The 23,700-nt window shown below is 68.2% G+C and carries 22 protein-coding genes; 11 read left to right on the top strand and 11 right to left on the bottom strand.

Annotation, left to right across the window (positions count from 1 at the left end; genetic code table 11):
* Window positions 1-19: 19 nt before the first annotated feature.
* Window positions 20-1,729: a TIGR03767 family metallophosphoesterase gene (locus OG579_RS15920; RefSeq protein ID WP_328856731.1), complete on the bottom strand. Its 1,710-nt coding sequence runs from the start codon at window positions 1,727-1,729 to the stop codon at window positions 20-22.
* Between the two features lie 221 nt (window positions 1,730-1,950).
* Between OG579_RS15920 and OG579_RS15915 the strand changes: the two genes are divergently transcribed.
* A complete protein-coding gene (locus OG579_RS15915) occupies window positions 1,951-2,703 on the top strand; it encodes a DUF2127 domain-containing protein (protein WP_328859269.1) in 753 nt (250 codons plus the stop codon).
* A gap of 16 nt (window positions 2,704-2,719) precedes the next feature.
* Here the strand turns inward: OG579_RS15915 and OG579_RS15910 are convergent, their stop codons facing one another.
* The gene (locus tag OG579_RS15910; RefSeq protein ID WP_328856730.1) at window positions 2,720-3,304 is read right to left on the bottom strand and encodes a TetR/AcrR family transcriptional regulator; all 585 of its coding nucleotides are present in this window, start codon (window positions 3,302-3,304) and stop codon (window positions 2,720-2,722) included.
* Window positions 3,305-3,401: 97 nt separating this feature from the next.
* Between OG579_RS15910 and OG579_RS15905 the strand changes: the two genes are divergently transcribed.
* Together OG579_RS15905 and OG579_RS15900 are read left to right on the top strand one after the other, a co-directional pair.
* On the top strand, window positions 3,402-4,421 hold the full coding sequence (locus tag OG579_RS15905; RefSeq protein ID WP_328856729.1) for an aldo/keto reductase: 1,020 nt from the start codon (window positions 3,402-3,404) through the stop codon (window positions 4,419-4,421).
* Between the two features lies 1 nt (window position 4,422).
* A complete protein-coding gene (locus OG579_RS15900; RefSeq protein ID WP_328856728.1) occupies window positions 4,423-5,274 on the top strand; it encodes an LLM class flavin-dependent oxidoreductase in 852 nt (283 codons plus the stop codon).
* Here the strand turns inward: OG579_RS15900 and OG579_RS15895 are convergent.
* Window positions 5,271-5,609 carry a hypothetical protein gene (locus OG579_RS15895; protein ID WP_328856727.1) on the bottom strand — a complete coding sequence of 113 codons (339 nt, stop codon included), beginning with the start codon at window positions 5,607-5,609 and terminating at the stop codon, window positions 5,271-5,273. The two genes, OG579_RS15900 and OG579_RS15895, sit on opposite strands and share 4 nt — an antisense overlap.
* 36 nt (window positions 5,610-5,645) lie before the next feature.
* Window positions 5,646-6,830 carry an acyl-CoA dehydrogenase family protein gene (locus OG579_RS15890; protein ID WP_328856726.1) on the bottom strand — a complete coding sequence of 395 codons (1,185 nt, stop codon included), beginning with the start codon at window positions 6,828-6,830 and terminating at the stop codon, window positions 5,646-5,648.
* Window positions 6,831-6,912: 82 nt separating this feature from the next.
* Here OG579_RS15890 and OG579_RS15885 point away from each other — a divergent pair, with 82 nt between their 5' ends.
* Both OG579_RS15885 and OG579_RS15880 read left to right on the top strand, forming a co-directional pair.
* Window positions 6,913-7,719: a DUF6882 domain-containing protein gene (locus tag OG579_RS15885; RefSeq protein ID WP_328856725.1), complete on the top strand. Its 807-nt coding sequence runs from the start codon at window positions 6,913-6,915 to the stop codon at window positions 7,717-7,719.
* On the top strand, window positions 7,712-7,894 hold the full coding sequence (locus OG579_RS15880; RefSeq protein WP_328856724.1) for a DUF2256 domain-containing protein: 183 nt from the start codon (window positions 7,712-7,714) through the stop codon (window positions 7,892-7,894). The genes OG579_RS15885 and OG579_RS15880 overlap by 8 nt, the downstream gene beginning before the upstream one ends.
* A gap of 10 nt (window positions 7,895-7,904) precedes the next feature.
* Here OG579_RS15880 and OG579_RS15875 read toward each other — a convergent pair whose 3' ends face one another.
* Window positions 7,905-8,888: an alpha/beta hydrolase gene (locus OG579_RS15875; RefSeq protein WP_328856723.1), complete on the bottom strand. Its 984-nt coding sequence runs from the start codon at window positions 8,886-8,888 to the stop codon at window positions 7,905-7,907.
* Window positions 8,889-9,180: 292 nt separating this feature from the next.
* Between OG579_RS15875 and OG579_RS15870 the strand changes: the two genes are divergently transcribed.
* Window positions 9,181-13,062, top strand: a complete 3,882-nt coding sequence (locus tag OG579_RS15870; RefSeq protein ID WP_328856722.1) for a Pls/PosA family non-ribosomal peptide synthetase — start codon at window positions 9,181-9,183, stop codon at window positions 13,060-13,062.
* Between the two features lie 3 nt (window positions 13,063-13,065).
* Here the strand turns inward: OG579_RS15870 and OG579_RS15865 are convergent, their stop codons facing one another.
* Window positions 13,066-13,485 (bottom strand): DoxX family protein, encoded by a 420-nt coding sequence (locus OG579_RS15865; RefSeq protein WP_045821603.1) that lies wholly within the window; start codon window positions 13,483-13,485, stop codon window positions 13,066-13,068.
* Between the two features lie 137 nt (window positions 13,486-13,622).
* Here OG579_RS15865 and OG579_RS15860 point away from each other — a divergent pair, with 137 nt between their 5' ends.
* Window positions 13,623-14,978 (top strand): M1 family metallopeptidase, encoded by a 1,356-nt coding sequence (locus tag OG579_RS15860; RefSeq protein ID WP_328856721.1) that lies wholly within the window; start codon window positions 13,623-13,625, stop codon window positions 14,976-14,978.
* Window positions 14,979-14,997: 19 nt separating this feature from the next.
* On the opposite strand, the gene OG579_RS15855 is transcribed toward OG579_RS15860, so the two are convergent.
* On the bottom strand, window positions 14,998-16,362 hold the full coding sequence (locus tag OG579_RS15855; RefSeq protein WP_328856720.1) for a lipase family protein: 1,365 nt from the start codon (window positions 16,360-16,362) through the stop codon (window positions 14,998-15,000).
* A 144-nt stretch (window positions 16,363-16,506) separates the two neighbouring features.
* Between OG579_RS15855 and OG579_RS15850 the strand changes: the two genes are divergently transcribed.
* Window positions 16,507-17,757, top strand: a complete 1,251-nt coding sequence (locus tag OG579_RS15850; RefSeq protein ID WP_408068826.1) for an MCE family protein — start codon at window positions 16,507-16,509, stop codon at window positions 17,755-17,757.
* 19 nt (window positions 17,758-17,776) lie between these two features.
* Here OG579_RS15850 and OG579_RS15845 read toward each other — a convergent pair whose 3' ends face one another.
* On the bottom strand, window positions 17,777-18,277 hold the full coding sequence (locus tag OG579_RS15845) for a DUF5709 domain-containing protein (protein ID WP_055785728.1): 501 nt from the start codon (window positions 18,275-18,277) through the stop codon (window positions 17,777-17,779).
* Window positions 18,278-18,345: 68 nt separating this feature from the next.
* On the opposite strand from OG579_RS15845, the gene OG579_RS15840 reads away from it, so the two are divergent.
* Window positions 18,346-18,771 carry a PPOX class F420-dependent oxidoreductase gene (locus OG579_RS15840; RefSeq protein ID WP_328856719.1) on the top strand — a complete coding sequence of 142 codons (426 nt, stop codon included), beginning with the start codon at window positions 18,346-18,348 and terminating at the stop codon, window positions 18,769-18,771.
* A 16-nt stretch (window positions 18,772-18,787) separates the two neighbouring features.
* Here the strand turns inward: OG579_RS15840 and OG579_RS15835 are convergent, their stop codons facing one another.
* The gene (locus OG579_RS15835; RefSeq protein WP_328856718.1) at window positions 18,788-19,414 is read right to left on the bottom strand and encodes a dTDP-4-dehydrorhamnose 3,5-epimerase family protein; all 627 of its coding nucleotides are present in this window, start codon (window positions 19,412-19,414) and stop codon (window positions 18,788-18,790) included.
* A gap of 1 nt (window position 19,415) precedes the next feature.
* Complete coding sequence (gene rfbA, locus OG579_RS15830; protein ID WP_328856717.1) at window positions 19,416-20,285, bottom strand: glucose-1-phosphate thymidylyltransferase RfbA; 870 nt, start codon at window positions 20,283-20,285, stop codon at window positions 19,416-19,418.
* Window positions 20,286-20,378: 93 nt separating this feature from the next.
* Between rfbA and rfbB the strand changes: the two genes are divergently transcribed.
* On the top strand, window positions 20,379-21,383 hold the full coding sequence (rfbB, locus tag OG579_RS15825; RefSeq protein WP_328856716.1) for a dTDP-glucose 4,6-dehydratase: 1,005 nt from the start codon (window positions 20,379-20,381) through the stop codon (window positions 21,381-21,383).
* On the opposite strand, the gene OG579_RS15820 is transcribed toward rfbB, so the two are convergent.
* A complete protein-coding gene (locus OG579_RS15820; RefSeq protein ID WP_328856715.1) occupies window positions 21,380-21,970 on the bottom strand; it encodes a TetR/AcrR family transcriptional regulator in 591 nt (196 codons plus the stop codon). The two genes, rfbB and OG579_RS15820, sit on opposite strands and share 4 nt — an antisense overlap.
* A 132-nt stretch (window positions 21,971-22,102) precedes the next feature.
* On the opposite strand from OG579_RS15820, the gene OG579_RS15815 reads away from it, so the two are divergent.
* Entirely contained in the window at window positions 22,103-23,656 is a 1,554-nt protein-coding gene (locus tag OG579_RS15815; RefSeq protein ID WP_328856714.1) for an MFS transporter, read from the top strand.
* Window positions 23,657-23,700: the final 44 nt, after the last annotated feature.

Raw genomic sequence — 23,700 nt, 5'->3', positions numbered from 1 at the left:
AGTTTCGCCGCGTCGACGGTCAGAAAGGCTTGGGGAGCAGCAGTTCCACGTTGTGGTCGACCGAGGTGCCGAGACGCTTGGCCTCGTAACCGGTGTCGTTGTAGGAGAATTCGCGGTACATCGAGCCCAACCCCGTCACCGAGTGGTCGGAGTAGTCGACCGAGTAGGGCGCGGCCGATTCGATGAGGGTGCAGAACAGCGACAGGGTGCCGTCGGCGTTGTCGCATACCTCGATCACTCGGGCGTTCTGCGGGAAGTCGATGTGCGAGGCGGTGTTGATCTCCCAGAAGCTCTGCGCGGGAGTCGATCCGCGGTGCGGGGTGATCTTGTTCGTGTGGGTGTGACCGTTGACCCACGCGATCACGTTCGGGAACCGGTGGAAGAAGTCGATCAGTTGTGGGCCGGTGGCGCGACGTTCGAGTGGCCGCTCCGGATCGGGGATCGGCAGCTCCATCGTGTCGCTCGTGTGGTGGCTGAACGCCACGAACAGGGTGGTGCGGTCGCGGGTGAACAGCCGCTGCATCCAGTCGAGCTGGCCCTGCCCGATCGACCCGTCGGTGAATCCCGCGTGGTTGGTGGTGTCCATCGAGATACCGACGACGCCGGGCGCGATCTCGAACGAGTAGTAGGTGATGCCGGATTCGGCTGCGTCCCGTGCGAATCCGTGACCGACCGGTCCGGGACCGGTGTAGCGGTCCTTGAAATGCTCGGCGATGTACTGCCTCGGCGTGAACGGGCGCCGACGCGGGTCGGGGGTGATGGTGCGGATCGGCCCGCTGACCGCCTGCGCGGCCAGCATGCGGGCGGCGTCGGCCGGTCGGTTGTCGAAGGCATCGGCGATCTGCGCGACCTCGGTCTGACGCAGCGGCAGATCCGGCTTGATGGAACCGGTGTAGAGCGCGTCGAGCGCCCCGATCCCACTCGGCAGGGTGCCCTGCACGCTGTCGTCGTGGTTGCCGAACACGCTGTACCAGCGGGTGTCGAGACCGGGGCTCGTGACGGGCTTGATGCTCGAGGCGAGCAACCCGGGGATCTGCGGGAACCCCTTCTGCTTGTACAGGTCGTTCACCGCCGACTCCGGCTGCCAGTACAGCTCGGAACCCCACACCTGCACGCCCTCGTACCGGGTGAGGTCACCGGTGGACTGCGCCAGGGTTCCACCGCTGAACAGCGTGAGGAACCACCCGAGTTCGACGAACTCGTGGTTGTCGGTGTTGTCGCCGGTCGACACCACGCAGTCGAACTTGCGCCCACTGAACGGGGCCGACGCGAGATCATTGATCCGCTGCACCAGGTTGATGGTCGCCGCGGCACCGAGCTTTTCGTGGGGTCGGAACGCCGAGCCGTTGTACTGGTGCACGAACTCCGCGCGCACCGGGCTCTCGGCGTCGACGATGTGGACGTCGGTGGTCTGCACGATCGACGCGAGTCCCGTCCGTCGACCGTCTCGACCCGCCTTGGGTGTGGCCAGTTCTCCTCGGACCACCAGCGGCCACGCGGGGCCGGCGACCAGGCGGCGGTACGACTTCGGTCCGGTCGCGGCGGGGACGCCGACGGTGTCGAGGGTGGTGCCCGCGATCGACACCGCGCGTGACCCGGCGGTGGGATCGGCGAACGCGACCGGGGTGTTCTTGCTGCTCACCGCGCCGGCAGCGGCGGCCGCTCCGAGCGCTCCCGCCCCCTTGAAGAGGGTCCGACGGCTGATGTCGTGGCGGTCGAAGCCGGTCATGGTGGTCTCCTCGACCCGGGCAGACGAGCGGTCTGCGTCGACAGCACATCAACCGACGTGCCGCGTCGAATCTTGCCTCAGACGCGCGCTCGAGCCCAGTGAAACGCCGTCCATTCACCCGGCCTTCGCTCGAATCGGACAAAGATCGCATGGTCACTCCGCTCCCACAGCGACCGCTTATGGTGTGGGCACATTTCTTCCGACGGGAGGCGGCGGCATCGATGGACTGGTCACTGCGTGCGTGCAGCCGACACGGACACGCCACGTACGAGCCCACCGACCACCCCGGGCTGCGATCACGACTGACGGCGACGACCGCGGCCGGCGACGCCTGGCGGTGCCTGCGCTGCGGTGACTTCGCGGTGGGCGAGCCACACGGCCGGGGACCGGCCGACGAGGCACCCGACATCGCCGGAGGCAAGGCCGCGCGCGACCGGGTGGTGCTGCGACTGCTCGCCGTCGAGCGACTGCTGCGCGCCATCGTGCTGCTGATCGCGGGCGGCGCGGTCATCCGCTTCCGCGACAGTCGCGAGTCGGCCCGCCACGCCTTCGACACCGAGCTGCCGCTGCTGCGTCCCCTCGCCAACCAGCTCGGGTGGAACATCGACGACTCGAAGGTCATCAGGCTCGTCGAGAAGAGCTTCTCCCTGAGCTCCACCACGCTTGTGTGGATCGGGGTCGCCATCGTTGTCTACGGCGTCTCCCAGCTCATCGAGGCGACCGGACTGTGGCTGATGAAGCGGTGGGGTGAGTACTTCGCCGTCGTCGCGACCAGCGTGTTCCTGCCCGTCGAGATCTACGAGCTCACCGAGAAGGTCACCGTGCTGCGCGTCCTGCTGTTCGCGGTGAACGTGGCCGCGGTGGTCTGGCTCGTGTGGAGCAAACGCCTGTTCGGCGCGAACGGCGGAGCGCGCGCCTACGAAGCGGAGCATCACGCCAACAGCCTGCTGGCCGTGGAGCGGGCCGCCGCCTGACCCACGCCGGCGGGCGTCAGCGGCTCTGCTGCACCCGCAGGCCCGCGACGAGAACTCCGACCATGCGTCGCGCGTCGTATCGGGTGTCCGACCCGGCACCGATGCAGAGGTTGCCCACGGCCCGCATCAGATCGATCGGGCGCACGTCGGACCGGATCTCGCCGGCCCGCGCCGCGGCGTCGAGGATGTCGGCACACACCGGGACGAGGTTGTCGAGGAAGTAGGCGTGCAGGGCCTCGAAGGTGGGGTCGGTGGACTGCAGTGCCTCGGCGAGGCCGTGCTTGGTGACCAGGAAGTCGACGAAGAGATCGATCCACAGCGCCAGTGCGTCGTGCGCGGACTCGTTGCGCGCCAACAGTTCCGGTCCGGCCGCCGCGCAGGCGTCGACCTGGTGGCGGTACACGGCCACGATCAGGTCCGCGCGGGTCGGGAAATGGCGGTAGATGGTGCCCACGCCCACGCCGGCGACGGCGGCGATCTCGCGCACCGGGACGGCGACACCGCCGGTCACGAATGCGGCCGCAGCGGCATCGAGCAGTGTCTCGGCGTTGCGCCGGGCATCGGCCCGTTTCCGCGTCGGTGACGGGGTGGCCTCGACCACGGCAGCATCCCCTCTCGACAAGCGGAACAGTGTTCCGTATCTTTGAATCGGAACCACGTTCCGCTTCCGTCCACGATAGCTCAGATCAGGGGCCCTCATGAAATACCGCACTCTCGGCCGCACCGGCGTCCAGGTCAGCACCCTCTCGCTCGGCGCCATGAACTTCGGCGCCATCGGCCACACCACGCAGGACGACGCGACCGCGATCGTCGATGCCGCCCTCGACGGCGGCATCAATCTCATCGACACCGCCGACATGTACAGCCAGGGCGAGTCGGAGGAGATGGTCGGCAAGGCCATCGCGGGGCGCCGCGACGACATCGTGTTGGCCACCAAGGTGTTCAACCCGATGGGAGACGAGCGCAACCACCGCGGTAGCTCCCGCCGCTGGATCGTCGCCGAGCTGGAGAACAGCCTGCGACGCCTCGACGTCGACCACGTGGATCTCTATCAGATCCATCGCTGGGACCCCCAGACCAGCGACGAGGAGACGCTCTCGGCGTTGACCGACCTGCAGCGCGCGGGCAAGATCCGCTACTTCGGCTCGTCGACCTACCCCGCGTACCGGATCGTGCAGGCGCAGTGGGCCGCTCGCGAGAACCACCTGAGTCGCTTCACCACCGAGCAACCGCCCTACTCGATCCTGCAGCGCGGCATCGAATCCCACGTCCTTCCCGTCACCGAGGAGTACGGGATGGGGGTGCTGGTGTGGAGTCCGCTCGCCGGCGGCTTCCTCTCCGGCGCCATCCGCGCGGGGCAGGAGAACACCTCGAACCGCGCAAAGCTCATGCCCGAGCGTTTCGGACCCGACGCTCCCGCGAACAAGCCGAAGCTCGACGCCGTCGAGAAGCTCGTCGCACTCGCCGACGAGGCCGGACTGACACTGATCCAGCTCGCACTCGGATTCGTGACCGCACATCCCGGCGTGACCAGCGCGATCATCGGACCGCGCACGCTCGAGCACCTGACCTCTCAACTCGCCGCGGGTGACACCGAACTGTCGGCCGATGTTCTCGACGCCATCGACGAGATCGTCGCCCCCGGTGTCGACCTGGCGCCGGACGAGAAGTTCGACACCCCGCCGGCGATCCTCGACGCCTCGCTGCGGCGGCGCTGAGGTGACACGCTTCGGGATCGTCACTCCCCCACAGAACGTCGACTACGCCGACCTGGTGCGGGTGTGGCGGGAGGCCGACGGCGTCGAGGAGATCAGCGACGCGTGGCTCTTCGATCACCTCATGCCGATCGGCGGCGACCCCGACGGCCCGATCTTCGAGGGCTGGACGTTGCTGTCGGCGATGGCCGCGCAGACCGCACGGCTGCGGCTCGGACTCCTGGTGACCAGCAACCGGATTCGGCCGCCGGCGATCCTGGCCAAGATCGCGACGACGGTCGACGTGGTGTCCGGCGGGAGGCTGATCTTCGGGATCGGGGCCGGTTCGCGACCCAGCGTGCCGATGGCGCGACGCGAGTACGACGCCCACGGTCTGCCGTACCTCGACGCCACCGGCGCGGTCACCGGTCTGGAGGAGTCGCTGACGGTGATCCGGAAGCTCTGGACCGAATCCGAACCGTTCGATTTCCACGGTGACCACGTCGACGTCACCGGCGCGTTCGGGAACCCGAAGCCGATCCAGCGACCCGGACCGCCGATCATGATCGGCGGCCGCTCCAAGGCCGTGCTGCGTCTGGTCGCCCAGCACGCCGACATGTGGAACATCCCCGGCGGCGACATCGACGACGTGACCGAGCGGAGTGCAGTGCTCGACGGGTACTGCGCCGAGATCGGACGGGACCCCGCGTCGATCAGCCGGTCGATCCACCTCGGGGTGTCGTATGACGACCCCGGCGCCACCCGGGTGGCGGTGGCCCAGGCGGTCGCCGCGGGCTTCGACCACGTCACGCTCGGGCTGTCCGCGCCGTATCCCGACGGTGTCGCGCGATGGGTGGCCGACGAGATCGTGCGCTAGGAGCCGATCCGGGCCTGGGCGACGAGTTCGACCGCCTTGGCCAGCGGCAGACCCTTGTCGGCGCGGCGCAGGGTGCGGATCTGGGCCATCTCGCCGTGCACCGGCTCGATCAGTGTCCGCACCTCGTCGACGGTCCAGTCGCGAGGCTTCGGGGTGGGTTTGAGCTGGACGAACAGCACACCGAGGTTCGCGGCGATCACGATGACGCCGATCGCGACCCAGCCCCACCGCTCGTCGGTGAACCACCCGACCATGAGGTAGCCGACGCAGCCGATCAGCAGGATCGACCCGAGCACGGTCAGGCTCTTGGAGAACGTACGCATGCCCTGTTCCATGCGCGACAGCCTAACGAACCGACATGTCCGACTCGGTCAGCGGAAGGCGTCGTACCCGGTCAGCGCCTTGCCGACGGTGAGCTGATGCATCTCGCTGGTGCCCTCGTAGGTGAGCACCGACTCGAGGTTGTTGATGTGGCGGATCACCGGGTACTCGAGGGTGATGCCGTTGGCGCCGAGGATGGTTCGGCATTCCCGGGCGATCTTGATCGACTCGCGCACGTTGTTGAGCTTGCCGACGCTGATCTGCTCGGGGCGGATCTCGCCGCGGTCCTTGCGACGCCCGAGGTGCACCGCGAGGAGCTGACCCTTGCCGAGTTCGAGTGCCATGTCGGCGAGCTTGGCCTGGGTGAGCTGGTAGCTCGAGAGCGGCTTGTCGAACACGTCGCGATCGGCGGCGTACGACAGCGCCGTCTCGAGGCAGTCGCGGGCGGCGCCGAGCGCACCGAACACGATCCCGAAGCGCGCCTCGTTGAGACAGCTGAGCGGGCCCTTGAGTCCCTGCACGCCCGGCAGCATCGCCGATGCCGGCAGCCGCACGTCCTCGAGAACGAGCTCGGACGTGACCGACGCGCGCAGCGACATCTTCTTCGTGATCTCGGGGGCACTGAAGCCGGGGGTGTCGGTGGGGATGACGAATCCGCGGATGCCGCGGGCACCCTCGTCGAGGTCGGTGCGCGCCCACACGACGGCGACGTCGGCGACCGACCCGTTGGTGATCCACATCTTCGACCCGTTGAGCACCCAGTCGTCGCCGTCGCGCTTGGCGTTGGTGCGCATGCCACCGGGATTCGACCCGTAGTCGGCCTCGGTGAGCCCGAAGCAGCCGATGGCCTCGCCCGCGGCCATCTTCGGCAGCCACTCGTCCTTGTGCTCGTCGCTGCCGAAGGCGTGCAGCGCGAACATGGCCAGCGAGCCCTGGACGGAGACGAAGCTGCGCAGACCCGAGTCGACGGCCTCGAGTTCCTGGCAGGCCAGGCCGTAGGTGGTCGCCGACAAGCCGGCACAGCCGTAGCCGGTGAGGTGCATCCCGAACAATCCGAGCTCGCCGAGCTGTCCCGCGAGCTCGCGCACCGGCAGCTTCGCGTCCTCGAACCAGCCGGCCACGTGCGGACGCAGCTTCTCCTCGCCGAAGCGGCGGACGGTGTCGCGGATCTCGCGTTCGTCGGCGTCGAGGAGATCGTCGAGCGCGATGAGTTCGGTGACGGATTGAGCGGTCATGCTTCCCAGGCTAGCCCCGCGCCCGACGTCCGAGGGGTCGATAGGGTTCGTTCCGAACACGCATTCACCGAGGGGGAGAACGGTGGCCGATCTCGAGCCCAACTTCTGGATCGATGTCGAGGGTGACGTGGTCGCCCAACTCGTCGATCACATCGTCCTGCTGGCCTTCGAGTCGCAGGTGCTGTTCGCCGAACGGTTCGGCGGCGTGGCCTGGGAGGGCGATCTCACCGAACCTCCGACCTTCACCTTCCACACCGATCCCCCGGCGCGGTTCGCACCGAGCTTCGTCGGGTCGACCTCGGCGGACGGATCGTGGATGTGGGGGTGGCACAACATCAACCAGTTCGCCGAGCCGGTGGTCGCGATCGCCAACACGGTCCACGGCAACGGCGAGCAACTCGGGATCGCGGAACTGACCACAGCGCTGCAGCCACTCGACGCCGAGGCCCGCGCGGCGCAGGGGCTGCCCGCCCGCACCGATGTCGCCACGCAGTACGTGTTGCTCACCCAGGCCCTGTCGCTCGACCCGGCGCCGGTCTGGTTCCGGTCGTTCGGCGAGTCCCCCGACGACCAGGCGACGTTCATCCTGCGCAACGACGCCGACTTCGCGTTGCCGCCGGCGGGGAGCCTGTCGGTGAACCGCACGCTGACCGCGGGACTGAGCTCGGGGATGATGACCGACCACGTTCTCGCGGTCCACTCCTACGCCGCCCGCCGCGAGGGCATCGTGCTCGACCGCGCTGACGCCGACTGCTACGAGCTCCGCTGCGCCGACGGGACCGTCATCGTGCGCTTCGACGACCTCCGCCGCATCTCGGCCATCGAGTCGACCGTCGGCCCGGAAACCGTCGGCCCAGAAACTGTGGGCGCAGAATGGGGCGATGGGTAGGCAGCGAGGCGACTCCGCGGACTGGCGGGAGAGCAAGGCCTGTGAGGTCTGCGGTCGACCGTTCGACAACCGCAAGCGCTGGGCCGCACGCGGCCAGTGGGACGACGTCCGATACTGCTCGGCGAAGTGCCGAGCCCAGGCCCGCCGCGAACGGCGTGCCCCACATCCGACCTGACCGAGCGGAGCTAACCGGCCTGGCCGTGCATCTTCTCGGCCGAGGTGTCGCCCTGCTTGGCGCTCTGCAGCGCCTCGCGCACGAAGTCGCCGGCCAACGCGATCGCCTCGAGCGCCTCACGATGCTTGCCCGAGATGGCCGGGAACGCGTGCACCTGCCAGGAGAAGCTGTGGGCGACCGCCGTCGCACCCGCGGCGTCGAGGGATTCGACGAGTTCGATGATGTCGGGTTCGAGCATCTCGTCCTGCGCGCACGTGATGAGCAGCGGCGGGATCGACCGGGGCGAGAGAGCCGCGATGCGGCGGACACCGTCGAGCCCGATCGGACCCTGGTCGAACATCGGGGTCAGCTCGGCCATCTTCGACATCGGGAGGTAGGCGTCGCTGCGGCTGCTGCGATCGGGATTGTTCGCGAGGTCGAGATCGAGCAGCGGCGAGAAACCCACGTAGGCCGCGGGCATGGACAGCCCGTCGCGGTGGGCGTACTCACCGATCTTCGCGGCCAGGAATCCCCCGGCGGAGTCGCCCGCGACCACCACATGGCGGTATCCGCGCTCGAGGAGCAGCTCGCGGTAGGCGTAGTAGGCGTCGTGCACCGACGTCCCCACGCCGGCCTCGGGCAGTTGGCGGTAGGCGAGGGAGAACACCGGGAGACCGGTGACGCGGGCCATGCGGCCGGCGACCACACGATGGGTCGCGAGGCCGCAGGTGATGAACGCGCCGCCGTGCAGATAGAGCAGGGCGGTGTCGCTGTCGCGGCGACTCGGTCCCGCGGGCACCGACATCTCGACCGGGCGGCCGGCGAGTTCCATCTGCTCGCTCACCACGCCGCGCGGCTTGGGGCCGCGGGCCGCGGCACGGTCGATGAGGTAGAGCAGCCGCAACCCCGAGGGGGTCACCGGCCACAGCCGCAGGAGCGGCTTGAGGACGAGACGGGAGCCCACCCAGATCGGCTTGGATCCGCGGCTGGGGCGGGTGTGGGTGATCACCGGCACGGGGGCCTCCTCCGGTGGGTCTCGACGCGCACGCGACCGCCCCTTCTTGTCGGAACGCGTGCAGTCGAACGGGACGCAGACGCTCGATGAACGAACGGTGACGTCGGATTGCGTGACGCTTGTCTCTGTGACCGAACGTAACACCCACCGCCCGAGGTCGTCGTCTGATCGTGCCCGGAGATGCCCGCCGACATGGCCGTCGGCGTGGCCGACCTCACCGCATCTCCTCGGCCGGGGGCTGCCACACTGTCATCGCCCCACAGGGCCGTGACCACAGCCGGAAAGGACGTCGGTGACCCACCCGATCCCGCCGCAGTACCTGTTGTCGTCGCAGGCCGGCGACGCCCGCACGCTGATCGACATCCTCACCGAGACCGCCCGTCGCCACCCCGACGCACCCGCCATCGACGACGGCGAGGTGTCGCTGGGCTACGCCGAACTGATCGAGGCGGTCGACGACGGCGCCCGGTGGATGGCGCAGCAGAACATCGGGCGCGGCGATCGGGTCGGCATCCGGATGCCGTCGGGCTCCCGCGAGCTGTATCTCGCCATCCTCTCGACGCTCGCCGCCGGTGCCGCCTACGTCCCCGTCGATGTCGACGACCCCGATGAGCGCGCTCAGCTCGTGTTCGGCGAGGCCCAGGTCGCCGCGGTCATCGACAAGTCGGGACTGCACCGCACCGCGTCGGTGCGCAACCGCGACACCGTCGAGGTGCCGGCGTCGGCGTCGTCGATGGCCCCGACACCCGACGACGACGCCTGGATCATCTTCACCTCGGGGTCGACCGGCACCCCGAAGGGCGTCGCGGTCACCCACCGCAACGCCGCGGCCTTCGTCGACGCCGAGGCCGACATGTTCCTCGTCGACGACCCGATCGGTCCGGGCGATCGCGTACTCGCGGGTCTGTCGGTCGCGTTCGACGCCTCGTGTGAGGAGATGTGGCTCGCATGGCGCCACGGCGGCTGCCTCGTGCCCGCGCCCCGAGCCCTGGTGCGCAGCGGTATGGACCTCGGTCCGTGGTTGGTCGCCCGCGACATCACCGTGGTCTCCACGGTCCCCACGCTGGCCGCACTGTGGCCCGCCGAGGCCCTCGAGGCGGTCCGACTGCTGATCTTCGGTGGCGAGGCCTGCCCACCGGAACTCGGTGAGCGCCTGGCCGTCCCGGGCCGCGAGGTGTGGAACACCTACGGCCCCACCGAGGCCACCGTCGTCGCGTGTGCCGCACCGCTGACCGGCCAGGGACCGGTGCGCATCGGACTGCCCCTGCGCGGATGGGATCTCGCGGTCGTCGACGCCACCGGCAACCCGGTCGCCGAGGGCGAGACCGGCGAACTCGTCATCGGCGGAGTCGGGCTGGCCCGCTATCTCGATCCGGCCAAGGACGCCGAGAAGTACTCGGCCATGCCCACTCTCGGCTGGGACCGCGCCTACCGCAGCGGCGATCTGGTCCGTCTGGAGGCCGAGGGACTGATCTTCGCCGGGCGTGCCGACGACCAGGTGAAGGTCGGCGGACGCCGTATCGAACTCGGCGAGATCGACACCGCGCTGCAGAACCTGCCCGGTGTGGGCGGTGCGGCGGCAGCGGTGCGCAAGACCGCCGCGGGCAACTCGGTGCTCGTCGGCTACCTCGCCTCGACCGATCCCGCCTTCGACCTGACGCGGGCGCACGACCTCCTCGCCGAGCAACTCCCCGCGGCGATGGTGCCGCGGCTCGCACTCGTCGACGAGTTGCCCACCCGGACCTCGGGCAAGGTCGACCGCAACGCCCTGCCGTGGCCACTGCCCGGCGCGACCGGTGATGCCGACCGCTCCGACCTCGGTCCGACCGCACAGTGGGTCGCCGACCTGTGGACCGCGGTGCTCGGTGTGGCCATCGTCGACGAGAAGGCCGACTTCTTCAGCGAGGGCGGCAGCTCCCTGGCCGCCGCGCAGCTCGTGACCGCACTGCGGGAGCGCTATCCCGAGGTGACCGTCGCCGATCTCTACGACCACCCACGCCTGGGATCGCTCGCCGGCATGCTCGACGACCTCAACCCCGGCATCGTCGCCGAGCCCCGCGAGGTGCGGCCGACACCGCGCATCACCGGCATCGCGCAGATCCTGCTGTCGATCCCGCTGACCACCCTCACCGGTCTGCAGTGGGCGACATGGCTCGGTGTCGCGAACAACGTGGCCGCGGTGTTCACCGACGTGCCGTGGCTCATCTCGGTGAACTGGTGGGTGCTGCTCGCCGCGTTCATCGTGTTCATCACCCCGTTGGGCCGCATGGTGATCGCCACCGTCGGCTGCCGTCTGCTGCTCGCGGGGGTGACGCCGGGAACCTACCCGCGCGGCGGATCGGTGCACCTGCGGCTCTGGGTCGCCGAACGCCTCACCGAGGCCAGCGGCGCATCGAACCTGGCCGGCGCACCGTGGATGATCTACTTCGCCCGGGCGCTGGGCGCCGACATCGCCTCCGGTGTCGATCTGCACTCACTTCCCCCGGTGACCGGGATGATCTCGCTCGGCGAGGGCTGCTCGGTGGAACCCGAGGTCGACCTGGCGGGCTGGTGGATCGACGGCGACGTGGTCCACATCGGCGACATCGAGATCGCCGAACGCGCCACCGTCGGCAGCCGCTCGACGCTCCTGCCCGGCACCCGCATCGGCCGCGACGCCGTCGTCGCGCCGGGATCGGCCGTCCTCGGCAAGGTGAAGGCGCGTCAGCACTGGGCCGGATCGCCGGCGGTGAAGACCGGCAAGGCCACCACCCCGTGGCCGGCGGAACGACCGCCGCGTGCCAGCTGGTGGGTGCCGGTGTACGGCGTCAGCTCCATCCTGTTGGCGGGTATCCCGCTGATCGCCCTGGCCGCGGGCCTGGCGGTGATCGGCACCTGGGCGGCGCGCGCCGACCGTCTACGCGACGTGGCCCTGCGGTCGCTGGCGTTGCTGCCCGCGGCCACCGTCGTGAGCCTGCTCGTGTTCGCGGCGATCACCGCGATCGGTGTGCGCCTGCTGTCGATCGGCATGTCCGTCGGCTACCACCCGGTGCGCTCGCGGGTCGGCTGGCAGGTGTGGGCCACCGAACGGTTGATGGACTCCGCCCGCACCTACCTGTTCCCGCTGTACGCGAGCCTCCTGACGCCTGCGTGGTTCCGGTTGCTCGGCGCCGACATCGGGACGGGCACCGAGATCAGCACCGCTCTGGTGATCCCGAAGTTCACCTCGGTCGGGGACGGGGCGTTCCTCGCCGACGACACCATGGTCGCCAGCTACGAACTCGGCGGCGGCTGGATGCACATCGACGAGGCGAAGATCGGCAAGCGTGCCTTCCTCGGCAACTCGGGCATGACCGGTCCGGGACGCAAGGTCCCGAAGAACAGCCTCGTCGCGGTGCTGTCGGCGACGCCGGACAAGGCGAAGTCGGGATCGAGCTGGCTGGGTAGCCCGCCGGTCCGTCTACGGCGCGCCGTCGCCCAGACCGACACCAGCCGCACCTTCGACCCGCCGCGCAAGCTCAAGGTCGCGCGCGCGATCGTCGAGACGATGCGGTTGATCCCGGTGATGATCTCCTTCGGCCTCGGACTGTTCGTCCTCATCGGCCTGCAGTACATCGCCTCGCAATCGAACTTCTGGCTCGCCGGCCTGGTCAGCGGCCTGATGCTGTTGGTCGCCGGGGCCGCCGCGTGCTGTATCGCGGCCGCGGCGAAATGGCTGGTGGTGGGCCGGATCGCGGTGGGCGAACACCCGCTGTGGAGTTCCTTCGTATGGCGCAACGAGCTCTCGGACGCGTTCGTCGAGACCGTCGCGGCCCCGTGGTTCGCCAACGCCGCCACGGGCACGCCGATCCTCAACGTGTGGCTACGACTGCTCGGCGCCAAGATCGGTCGCGGCGTGTGGTGCGAGACCTACTGGCTCCCCGAGGCCGACCTGGTCACCCTCGGCGACGGCGCCACCATCGCGCGCGGCTGCGTGGTGCAGACGCACCTGTTCCACGATCGCGTGATGGCCATGGACCGCGTGACCCTCGGCAACGGTGCCACGCTCGGACCGCACTGCGTCGCGCTACCGGCGGCCGGCCTCGGCGACGCGGCGACCGTCGGCCCCGCGTCGCTGGTGATGCGCGGCGACGTGGTCCCCGACTTCACCCGCTGGCAGGGCAACCCCATCGCGCCCTGGAGCGAGAAAGCATGACGATCAGGTGTTGGCGCGGCCCCGACGGCTCATGACGTATCCGTCGACCCCGGTCCTGCCGGTGTTGACCAGGCCGACGGCGATGAGCGCCGCGATCAGGGCCAGCGGGAACTCGTATCCGCCGTCGTAGTTCCAGAACCCCTTGTCGACGTGGGCGACGAAGATCGCGCCGATCATGTCGATGATGAGCAGGATCGACACCAGCGGCACGAGGACGCCCAGGATCAGCAGGATGCCGCCGACGAACTCGACCCACGTCGCGTAGTGGGCGCTGAACTCGGGGAACGGCGCGTCCATGGCCGCGAATCCCTTTTGCGTGGCGGCGATTCCGTTCGTGTGCAGCTTCTGCCAGCCGTGCATGATGAAGATGATGCCCAGGATCACCCGTGCGATCAGCGATGTGAGACTTCTCGATGCGCCCATGACCGTTCCTCCTGATGTCCGATTCGCCGGCTCCGGGGCGAACGCTACCGGAGCGGACCCCACAGGTGGCCGGGTAACCTCATTTCACGATCGTGGGCGCCGGGGGCGCACGACACACATGTGCGAGTGGAGGTTTGGTGCCGGACAGCAGTTCTTCGGGTGGGGGTCCGTTACTCGGTGACCCCACCGACGGGATCGATCCTTACCTGCCCAAGAACGGCAACCTCGGATACCGGGTCAGTCGGTACGACCTCGAGCTCGAATACAAGGTGGCCAGCAACCGCCTGACCGGCACCGCCACGATCACCGCGACCGCCATCAACCACCTCGGACGCTTCTCGCTCGACCTCGCGACGTCACTGTCGGTGTCGCGGGTGTCGGTGAACGGCAAGCGGGCGTCGCGCTACAGCCAGCGGTCCAACAAACTGTCGATCACCCCGGCGACGCCTCCGCCGCCGGGCGCGTCGATGACCGTGGTGATCAAGTACTCGGGCTCACCCAAGCCGATCCGTGGGCCGTGGGGCGAGGTCGGTTTCGAGGAACTCACCGAGGGTGCACTGTGTGCCAACCAGCCCAACGGCGCGGCGTCGTGGTTCCCGTGCGACGACCATCCGTCGTCGAAGGCCTCGTATCGGATCGCCATCACCACCGAGTCGCCGTACCACGCGATCGCCAACGGGACCCTGCAGCGCAAGCGCAACAAGGCCGCGATGACGACGTGGGTCTACGAGCAGGTGGAGCCGATGGCGACCTACCTCGCGACCATCTCCATCGGGCCGTACGTGCGGAAGACCCTGGCGACCAAACCGGTGAAGATCCACGCGGTGTTGCCCGAGCGGCTGCGCAGCGGCTTCGACTCCGACTTCGCGCGCCAGGAACAGATGATGACGGCGTTCTGCGACATGTTCGGGCCGTATCCGTTCCCCGAGTACACCGTCGTCGTCACCGACGACAACCTCGAGATCCCGATCGAGGCCCAGGGGATGTCGACGTTCGGTGCGAACCACTGCGACGGCAACGGCGGGTCGGAGCGACTCGTCGCCCACGAACTCGCCCACCAATGGTTCGGCAACTCGCTGACCCTGGCCCGCTGGCAGGACATCTGGCTGCACGAGGGGTTCGCCTGCTACAGCGAGTGGCTGTGGGCCGAGTACGCCGGGGACGACACCGCCGACAACCTGGCCCGCCGGCATCATCGGCAGCTCGCGACGTCGAGAAAGGACATCGTGGTCGGCGATCCCGGCCCCGAGAAGATGTTCGACGACCGCGTGTACAAGCGCGGCGCGCTGACGCTGCACGCGCTGCGGGCCACGGTGGGCGACGACGCGTTCTTCTCCCTGCTCAAGGAGTGGACGCGTGAATACCGCTACAGCTCGGTGAGCACCGACGACTTCACGGCCCTCGCCGCCCGCCACAGCGACACCCCGCTCACGCCGCTGTGGCAGAAGTGGCTGCGGCAGAAGGCACTTCCCGCCTTCCCCGAGTCCCGATAGACATAGAACCGGCGGCGCGTCACCCGCCCGATGTGTGCGACGGCATGTGCCGCTCCTGAGCGAACGCATCCTTATTGCCCGGTGCGATCTGCCCGCACGTATCGGGAGCGGGTCGACCCGCGAACCTGTCCAGCAGCCACGGCACGGATTCGGCGAGCCAGACCACTGCGCCGGTGGTGTGACTGAGCACGTCGTACTGGTGGTAGGCGACCGCAAGTCCGTTGTCGCAGTATCGCTTCGCCAGAGCTCGGACGTCGCCGGTGATCATGACGCCGTCTCCGGGGCCGATGTCCCGGGATCCAGGTGGTGTGAGTTCGATGATCCCGTTGGCCGCCTGCGCGATGAACATGGGGACGGTGGGAATCGCGGCGGTGCCCATGTTCAGCTCGTTCACGGCGTCGACGAATTCCGGAACGGTTCGCGGGTCCGCGAACTGGGGTTTCATGAGTTTCCTCCAGGTGAGCCCGGGGTACCAGAAATTTAGGATCGACGCGTCCGACAGCTGTCGGAGAGTCTGTCGGCCGTAGTTCGAGAGGTACTTGTCCAGGTCGAAACCGTAGGCACGCGACACTCCCTTGATCGCCATGCCGGTCACACCGGCCCAGCCGTAACTGCCCGATACGTAACGGAGGTTGCGAGACGGGTTGACCAACAGACCGCCCTGGGCGACACCAATCAGACGCGCATTCACATCGGGCGCATACCCGGGCGCGAGGATGGCCGCCCAGTTCGATGCGATCGCTCCACCCGAGTAGCCGATCAGTCCGATTCGGGAGGTCCTGTCGGTGCCGGTGGAGGGGACCTCGGCGATAGCGCGCAGTGAGTCCAGGGTGTTCATCCCGTACTCCGGTCCGGCGGCGAAGTCGGCGTCCTGACCTTCGGTGTCGGGAATGTTGACCGAGTAGCCCAACGCGAGAACCGTTGTCAGAATCCCGTTCTCGGCGTTCGCCGCAATCGAGCCGATGTGGACGTTCCGCCCGACGGGGGTCAGCGGACCGAGATCGACATCGCCGGCCACCGCGCGAGACGGTCCGTCCTCCGGGTTCAACGAGTCATACGCCGACTGGTAGGAGACGACACCCTTGGAGCGCTTCGTCCCCGGCGGGCTGATCACCGACGTCACGTTCGCCGTCGCCGCGCCTGTCGCTCCGGTCGAGCGGAAGAGGATCTGGGTGGCGAGCAACGGTGTGGCGATCCCGGCCACGTGATACCGCATCGTTCGCGTCTTCAGCACCGAGCCGGGCACGTAGGACGTCAGCGCGGCGTGTCCGCTGTAGGTGTAGAAGCGGTCTGGCGCGGCGCTGGCCGAACCGGACTGCGTCGCGCCCCATGCCACCACCAGCGAGGCGGATATCGCGACGGCGGCCATGCGCCTCGTGGTCATCGATCCTGTCGTCATCGCACCCTCTGTCGTTGCGGTAGGCCTACCCGGCGTGGGCAAGGCCACTCTCAAATATGCACTATTCCATATAGACTATGAATGTCGGCGTGTTTCCACGCCGACGTGGGCCGCGCCGAGGGGATCGCGATGAACATGGTGAGCCGCCGCCAGATCTGGCAGCTCGTGGCGCTGGTTGTCGTGGCCGTCGCCGCACTGTCCATCGCCGGTGTGCGGTACGTGCATCTCGACCAACTGGTCGGCGCAGGGCGCTACACGGTTCATGCCGATTTCACCGATTCCGGCGGAATCTTCACCAACGCCGAGGTGACCTATCAGGGCGTTCCGGTCGGGCGCGTGGGTCCGCTGCACCTACGCCCGGACGGGGTCCGCGTGGAACTGCATGTCGAGTCCGATGCGCCGCGTATCCCGGCATCGGCTCAGGCGGTCATCGTCAACCGCTCCGCCATCGGCGAGCAGTACGTGGATCTCAGGCCGGCCGGGGTCGACGGGCCGTTCCTCGCGAATGGTTCGGTCGTCACCGACACGGCCATCCCGACGCCCGTGCAGGACGTCCTCGCGAGCGCAGTCGATCTGGCCGACTCGGTTCCGGTCGACGACCTCCGCACCGTCGTCACCGAACTCGGCAAGGCCTTTAACGGGAACGGTGAGAACCTCCGGTCGTTGATCGACTCCTTGTCGAAACTGGCGACCTCCGGCAACGACAACATCCCGGCAACGGTCTCGCTGCTCCGCAACGCCGACACCGCGTTGGCGACTCAGGCCGACCAGGCCGACGCGATCGGTGACTGGTCGAAGAACCTCGGCGTGATCACCGCCGTGCTGGCCAGCAGCGACCCCTCGATCCGCAGACTGTTGACCACGGGAAGCCTCGCGGCCACAGAGATATCGGCGCTGCTCGAACGCAGCGGCGGCGACGCGACCACAGTCGTCCGGAACCTGGCCGAGGATGTCGGCAACATCAGGGGAACCTTCCCGCTGATCTCACCGGCCCTGTCGATGTTGTCGTCGATCTCCAGTCACGCATACACAACCGCTCGCGGCGACGGCTCCATCCGCTTCGGCGCCGTCCTCGAGACGAACAACCCGCCGTCGTGCACGGTCGGTTACGAGTCCACCGCGGCCCAGATTGCCGAGATCAAGCGGAAGAACCCCGACTTCACCATCGACTACGACGATTTCCCGTTCAACACGTCGGCAGGATGTGCTCTGCCACAGGGGAATCCGACCCTGGTCCGAGGAGCCCAGAACGCGAAGTACGCAGAGCCGACGATCGCCCAGCCGTGGGACCGGACTCCGAAGAAGGCGCCCGACACCCTAGACCTGAACCCTCTCGCCCGCCAGATGGCGGCGCTGTTGGGCGTGTCCGGCAGCCGGTGACCCGCGACATGTCAGCAGATCAGGGGATCTGACCCTCGGGGACGGTGTGCACGGCGGCCTCCTCGGCCGATGCCCCGGCGCCGTCGATGCCGGCGTCGGAGGCGACCTCCTGGTGGGTGGTGTGCGGGTTGACGCCCTCGTCGGGCGAGACGAGTCGGCCTGCGCGGTCGTCGCCGACCTCGTTGTCGAATTCGTCGATCTCGTCGACGGCGTCACTGAGGTCCTCGTCGGCGGGAACCGCGGGCTTGGGGGCGCTGTCCTCGTGGAAGGTCACCTCGGCGGCGGGATCGGGGACCTCTTCGGCGAGGTGCTCCTCGAGGGACTCGCCCTCACGCTGATCCTCAGCGGTGACCCCGTAACGCATTGCCTTGCTCGGCTTCTCCGGCGGGGAGATGCCCTCGTCGAGGATGTCGTCGACACCGCGATCCACGAGGGTGTCCTCGGGCTGCAGCTGGTCGTCGGAATCGTAGCTGTACTCGTTGTCCGAACCCTCGGAGATGCTCTCGACGTCGTCACTCATCTCTCCACCCTAGCGACGTCGCTCTCGAGGGGGTTGTCGCCGGGACCTGTGGCCGTCATAGTCCACCCATGGCAACGCGATCTGCACTCATCGATCTGATCCGCGCACACGAGCAGGGCGTGCTCGCGACGATCCGCCGCGACGGCCGTCCGCAGCTGTCGACGGTCAACTACGCCTTCGATGCCCGCACCGAGATCCTGCGGGTCTCGATCACCGACGGCCGTGCCAAGACCGCGAACCTGCGTCGCGACCCGCGGGCGGCGCTGCACGTGAGCAGTCCCGACGGGTGGTCGTACGCCGTGGCCGACGGGCCCGCCGAGCTCAGTGCCGTGGCGCAGGCCCCCGACGACGACGCGACCGAAGAACTCGTCGAGTTGTACCGCGCGATCGGCGGCGAGCACCCCGACTGGGACGACTACCGGCGCGCCATGGTCGCCGACCGTCGACTGGTCCTGCGCCTGCACGCCGATCACCTCTACGGTCAGGCCGGCTGACCACGCGCGGCGCGGGTCAGGCGTCGCGGGCGGCGAGACCGCGCAGGTACCTCTCGACGTCGTCGAGGCGGGGCAACGCACCATCGGCGCGGGCCCGGACCAACGTCGGCGCGGCAGTGTCCTTGTCCGACAGCGAGTACTGCAGCGGCGCACCGTCGCGACCCACCGCGGGCCAGTCGATCCCGACATCGGGGTCGAGTGGGTGGATGCCGTGTTCGCCGCCCGGGTTGTAGCCGGTCGAGCAGAAGTACGAGACCGTCGAGTCATCCTCGAGGGAGCAGAACGCGTGCCCGAGCCCCTCCGAGAGATAGATCGCGCGTCGGTCGACGTCGTCGAGGACGACGCTGTCCCACTGACCGAACGTGGGCGACCCCTCACGGATGTCGACCACGACGTCGAGGATCGCGCCCCGGGGACACGTCACGTACTTGGCCTGCCCGGGCGGGGTGTCGGCGTAGTGGATGCCGCGCAGCACCCCGGCCGCCGACACCGAGATGTTGACCTGCGCGAGGGTGAAATCGTGGCCGATCAGCTCGGCGAGGACGGGCGCCTTGAACGCCTCGAGGAACACCCCGCGCGGGTCGCCGTGCTGCACCGGCGTCAGTTCCCACGACCCGGCGATCGTCAGCGGTCGCACACGCATGTCAGCTCCCCTGTTCCAGGATGGTCAGCAGGTAGGCGCCGTACCCCGACTTCATCAGGGTCTCGGCCCGGCGCCGCAGTCCGTCCTCGTCGATGAAGCCGCGACGCCACGCGATCTCCTCGGGCACCGCGATCTTCAGGCCCTGCCGTTGTTCGACCGTTCGTACGAAATTTCCGGCGTCCTGCAGCGAGTCGAAGGTACCGGTGTCGAGCCACGCCGTCCCGCGGGGCAGAACGTGCACTGACAGCTTCTCGCGTTCGAGATAGGTCGCGTTGACATCGGTGATCTCCAATTCACCGCGCGGGCTGGGCGTCAGCGACCGCGCGATCTCGATCACGTCGTTGTCGTAGAAGTACAGACCCGGGATGGCGTAGTTCGAACGGGGATTCTCCGGTTTCTCCTGCAGCGCAATCGCTTTGCCGTCGGCGTCGAAATCGACGACGCCGTAGGCGCTCGGCTCGGCCACCCAGTAGGCGAAGATCGATCCGCCGTCGACATCGGTGTAGCGCATCAGCTGATCGCCGAGGCCGGGTCCGTAGAAGATGTTGTCACCCAGAACCAGTGCGACGGAATCATTTCCGATGTGATCGGCCCCGAGCACGAAGGCCTGCGCCAGGCCGTCGGGCGACGGTTGCACGGCGTAGGTGATTGAGATGCCGAACTGCGATCCGTCACCGAGCAGATGCGAAAACGCCGCCGCGTCACCGGGAGTGGTGATCACCAGGATGTCGCGGATACCGGCCAGCATCAACGTCGACAACGGGTAGTAGATCATCGGTTTGTCATAGACCGGCACCAGCTGCTTGCTGACGCCGAGAGTGATCGGATGGAGTCGTGAACCGGTGCCACCGGCCAGGATGATTCCCCGCATGGCGCCACACTATTGCACCGCGCACACACGCGTGAGTCACGCGACCGCGCTACGGGGCCGGTAGTCTTCGCCCTCGAGGGAAGGAGCCACCTGATGCGTGTTCTGGTCACCGGCGGGGCAGGTTTCATCGGCGCCAACTTCGTGTTGCGCACCGTTGAACAGCGTCCCGACGTCGAGATCACCGTGCTCGACAAGCTCACGTATGCGGCCAACCCGGCGACGCTGGCACCGGTCGCCGATCGCATCACCCTGGTCGAGGGCGACGTCGCCGACGCCGCGGTGGTCGATCGGCTCGTCGCCGCGACCGATCTGGTGGTGCACTTCGCCGCCGAGTCGCACAACGACAACTCGCTGGCCGACCCGTCGGCGTTCGTGCACACCAACCTCGTCGGGACCTACACGCTGCTGGAGTCGGTCCGCCGCCACGGCACCCGGTACCACCACATCAGCACCGACGAGGTGTACGGCGACCTCGAGCTCGACGACCCCGCACGGTTCACCGAGTCGACGCCCTACAACCCGTCGAGCCCGTACAGCTCCACGAAAGCCGGCAGCGACCTGCTGGTCCGCGCCTGGGTGCGCTCGTTCGGGATCCACGCGACGCTGTCGAACTGCTCGAACAACTACGGGCCGTACCAACACGTCGAGAAGTTCATCCCGCGGCAGATCACGAACGTGTTGAGCGGCCTGCGGCCGAAGCTCTACGGCGCGGGGACGAACGTGCGCGACTGGATCCACGTCGACGATCACAACGACGCCGTGTGGACCATCATCGAGCGCGGCACGGTCGGCGAGACCTACCTGATCGGCGCCGACGGCGAGACCGACAACAAGACCGTCGTCGAGTCGATCCTGACCGTCCTGGGTGAGCCCGCCGACGCCTACGACCACGTCACCGACCGCCCCGGCCACGACATGCGCTACGCCATCGACTCCACCCGGCTGCGTACCGAACTCGGTTGGGCGCCAAGGTATGTCGATTTCACCGCCGGTCTCACCGCGACGATCGACTGGTATCGCGAGAACGTCGACTGGTGGCGCCCGTACAAAGACGGCGTCGAGAGCGGGTACGCGAAGACCGAGAAGGTCCTCGGCTAGACCGACCGGCTCTCGCGCGCACGGGCGCCCAGCATGCGCAGGACCGCGTCGATGACGTCGGACATCGGCGGGATGCCGTGGGAATGGCCGAAGAGCTTGGGTTGGGCCGAGCGCAGGAACGTCGCGCTGACCATCAGGTAGGCCGCGGCGCCGGTGTCGACGTCGGAGGCGATGATCCCCGCCTCCTGCAGCGCTCCGAAGTACTCGCCCATCGCGGCGACACCGCGATGCGGACCGAAGTCGTTGGCCGTCACCACCGCCCCCACCTCGTCGCGTAGACCGGCGTCCCCGTGTGCGGCGACCAGCAGTTCGAGGCCGTCGTCGAGGAAGGTGTGTACGGCCGCGACGTACTGCTCGAGCACCGCCCGCACGTCCTCGAGCTCACCGACCACGGTGGGATCCATGTCGTTCTTGAAGGCGAACAGCGGCCGCAGCGCCTCGTCGAACACCGCGGTGAGCAGACCCTGCCGATCACGGAAGTGATAGAAGATCGAGCCCTCGGAAACCCCTGCGCGCGAGGCGACCTCGCGTGTGGTCAACCGTGCGACACCGCGTTCGCGCAGCACATCGAGCGCGGACGACAACACTTCGTCTCGTCCGATCGCCGGTGGCCTTCCGCGTCGCGCCATGGGGCCACACTACCCACCGAATGTCAATTGTTGAGTGCGTACTCAGAATGTGCGACCATCTCCTGAGCTCGCACTCGATCTGGAGGCACCATGGCCCGTAAGTGGCTGACCCTGACCGCCGTATGCACCGGCGTCTTCATGCTCCTGCTCGACGTCACGATCGTGAACGTCGCGCTGCCCGACATCCAGAAGGACCTGAACTCGAACCTGTCCGACCTGCAGTGGGTCGTCGATGCCTACGCGTTGTCGCTGGCCGCGCTGCTGCTGACCTCGGGCACCATCGCCGACATCGTCGGCCGCCGACTGGTGTTCGCCACCGGCATCGTCGTCTTCACCGTCGGCTCGCTGGCGTGCGGACTCGCGCCGAACATCCTCACGCTGATCATCGCCCGACTCGCCCAGGGCGTCGGCGGCGCGATCATGTTCGCCACCGCCCTGGCCCTGCTCGCCCAGGCGTTCGCGCCGCGGGAACGTGGCATCGCGTTCGGCGTCTTCGGTGCGGTCACCGGCGTCTCGGTCGCGGTCGGCCCGGTCCTCGGCGGCGTTCTCACCACCGGTCTGTCGTGGCACTGGATCTTCTTCGTCAACATCCCGGTCGGCATCATCGCGCTCGTCATCACCATCGTCGGCGTCGACGAGTCGAAGGCCCCGGGCACCCACAAGATCGACTGGCTCGGCTGCGTGACCTTCAGTGCCGCACTGGCGTTCCTGGTCTTCGGGCTCATCCGCAGCCACGCCGACGGGTGGGGTTCGCTGCAGGTCTCCGGTTCGTTGATCGCCGCCGCCGTGTTGTTGATCGCGTTCGCAGTGGTCGAGCGCACCGTCGCCGAACCGATGGTCGACGCGTCGCTGTTCCGTGTACCCACCTTCACCGGAGGACTCATCGCCGCGTGGGCCATCTCGGCCTCGATGTTCTCGCTGCTGACCTACATCGTGATCTACCTGCAGGGCACCATGGGCTACTCGGCGTTGCAGGCGGGTCTGTACTTCCTGCCGTTCTCCGGCCTGGTCTTCGTCTCGGCCGCCATCGCCGGTCGCCTCTCGGACAAGGTCCCCGCGCGGTGGCTCATCACGCCCGGCTTCATCCTCGTGGGCATCGGCCTGCTGTTGATGCGCGGCACCGACCCCACCGGCGGCTGGACCCAGTTCATCCCGGGCTTCATCGTGGCCGGCGTCGGTACCGGTCTGATCAACGTGCCGCTGGCCTCGACCGCGGTCGGCGTGGTCGAGCAGTCACGCGCCGGCATGGCCTCGGGCATGAACTCGACGTTCCGCCAGATCGGCATCGCCACCGGCGTCGCACTGCTCGGCAGCCTGCTCGCCTCGCGCCTGAGCGACAACGTGCAGTCGGCACTGGCCGGCACCCCGCTCGCCGACAAGGGCCGCGAGATCGGTGACGCCGTCGCCAACGGCGCCGCCGCCCAGGTCATCGACTCCGTCCCCGCGCCGCTGCGGGCGATGGTCGCCGAACGCGCAGGACGCGGATACGCCGACGCGCTCGACCTCATCCTGCTGATCGCGGCGTGCATCGCCGGGATCGCGGCGGTGAGTGCAGCGGTCCTCATCCGCTCGAAGGACTTCCATGCGGCGCGTGTCGAGGCAGGTCAGACACCCCAGGAGGACCTCGCACCCGTCGACGGGTGAGGGTGGTTCACCCGAAACGCACGATTTCGTGGACATGACAACGG

The organism is Williamsia herbipolensis (assembly GCF_036153515.1).
In the GTDB taxonomy this organism is placed as follows: Bacteria; Actinomycetota; Actinomycetes; order Mycobacteriales; family Mycobacteriaceae; genus Williamsia_A; species Williamsia_A herbipolensis.
Note: the sequence above shows the minus strand (reverse complement) of the source record. Positions and strands in the feature narration are given on the sequence as shown.

Bases quoted from the DNA above. Each gene is read 5' to 3' on its own strand.
- OG579_RS15920 (WP_328856731.1), bottom strand. From the start codon at position 1,729: ATGACCGGCTTCGACCGCCACGACATCAGCCGTCGGACCCTCTTCAAG.
- OG579_RS15915 (WP_328859269.1), top strand. From the start codon at position 1,951: ATGGACTGGTCACTGCGTGCGTGCAGCCGACACGGACACGCCACGTAC.
- OG579_RS15905 (WP_328856729.1), top strand. From the start codon at position 3,402: ATGAAATACCGCACTCTCGGCCGCACCGGCGTCCAGGTCAGCACCCTC.
- OG579_RS15895 (WP_328856727.1), bottom strand. From the start codon at position 5,609: ATGGAACAGGGCATGCGTACGTTCTCCAAGAGCCTGACCGTGCTCGGG.
- OG579_RS15890 (WP_328856726.1), bottom strand. From the start codon at position 6,830: ATGACCGCTCAATCCGTCACCGAACTCATCGCGCTCGACGATCTCCTC.
- OG579_RS15880 (WP_328856724.1), top strand. From the start codon at position 7,712: ATGGGTAGGCAGCGAGGCGACTCCGCGGACTGGCGGGAGAGCAAGGCC.
- OG579_RS15865 (WP_045821603.1), bottom strand. From the start codon at position 13,485: ATGGGCGCATCGAGAAGTCTCACATCGCTGATCGCACGGGTGATCCTG.
- OG579_RS15855 (WP_328856720.1), bottom strand. From the start codon at position 16,362: ATGACCACGAGGCGCATGGCCGCCGTCGCGATATCCGCCTCGCTGGTG.
- OG579_RS15850 (WP_408068826.1), top strand. From the start codon at position 16,507: ATGAACATGGTGAGCCGCCGCCAGATCTGGCAGCTCGTGGCGCTGGTT.
- OG579_RS15845 (WP_055785728.1), bottom strand. From the start codon at position 18,277: ATGAGTGACGACGTCGAGAGCATCTCCGAGGGTTCGGACAACGAGTAC.
- OG579_RS15840 (WP_328856719.1), top strand. From the start codon at position 18,346: ATGGCAACGCGATCTGCACTCATCGATCTGATCCGCGCACACGAGCAG.
- OG579_RS15835 (WP_328856718.1), bottom strand. From the start codon at position 19,414: ATGCGTGTGCGACCGCTGACGATCGCCGGGTCGTGGGAACTGACGCCG.
- rfbA (WP_328856717.1), bottom strand. From the start codon at position 20,285: ATGCGGGGAATCATCCTGGCCGGTGGCACCGGTTCACGACTCCATCCG.
- rfbB (WP_328856716.1), top strand. From the start codon at position 20,379: ATGCGTGTTCTGGTCACCGGCGGGGCAGGTTTCATCGGCGCCAACTTC.
- OG579_RS15815 (WP_328856714.1), top strand. From the start codon at position 22,103: ATGGCCCGTAAGTGGCTGACCCTGACCGCCGTATGCACCGGCGTCTTC.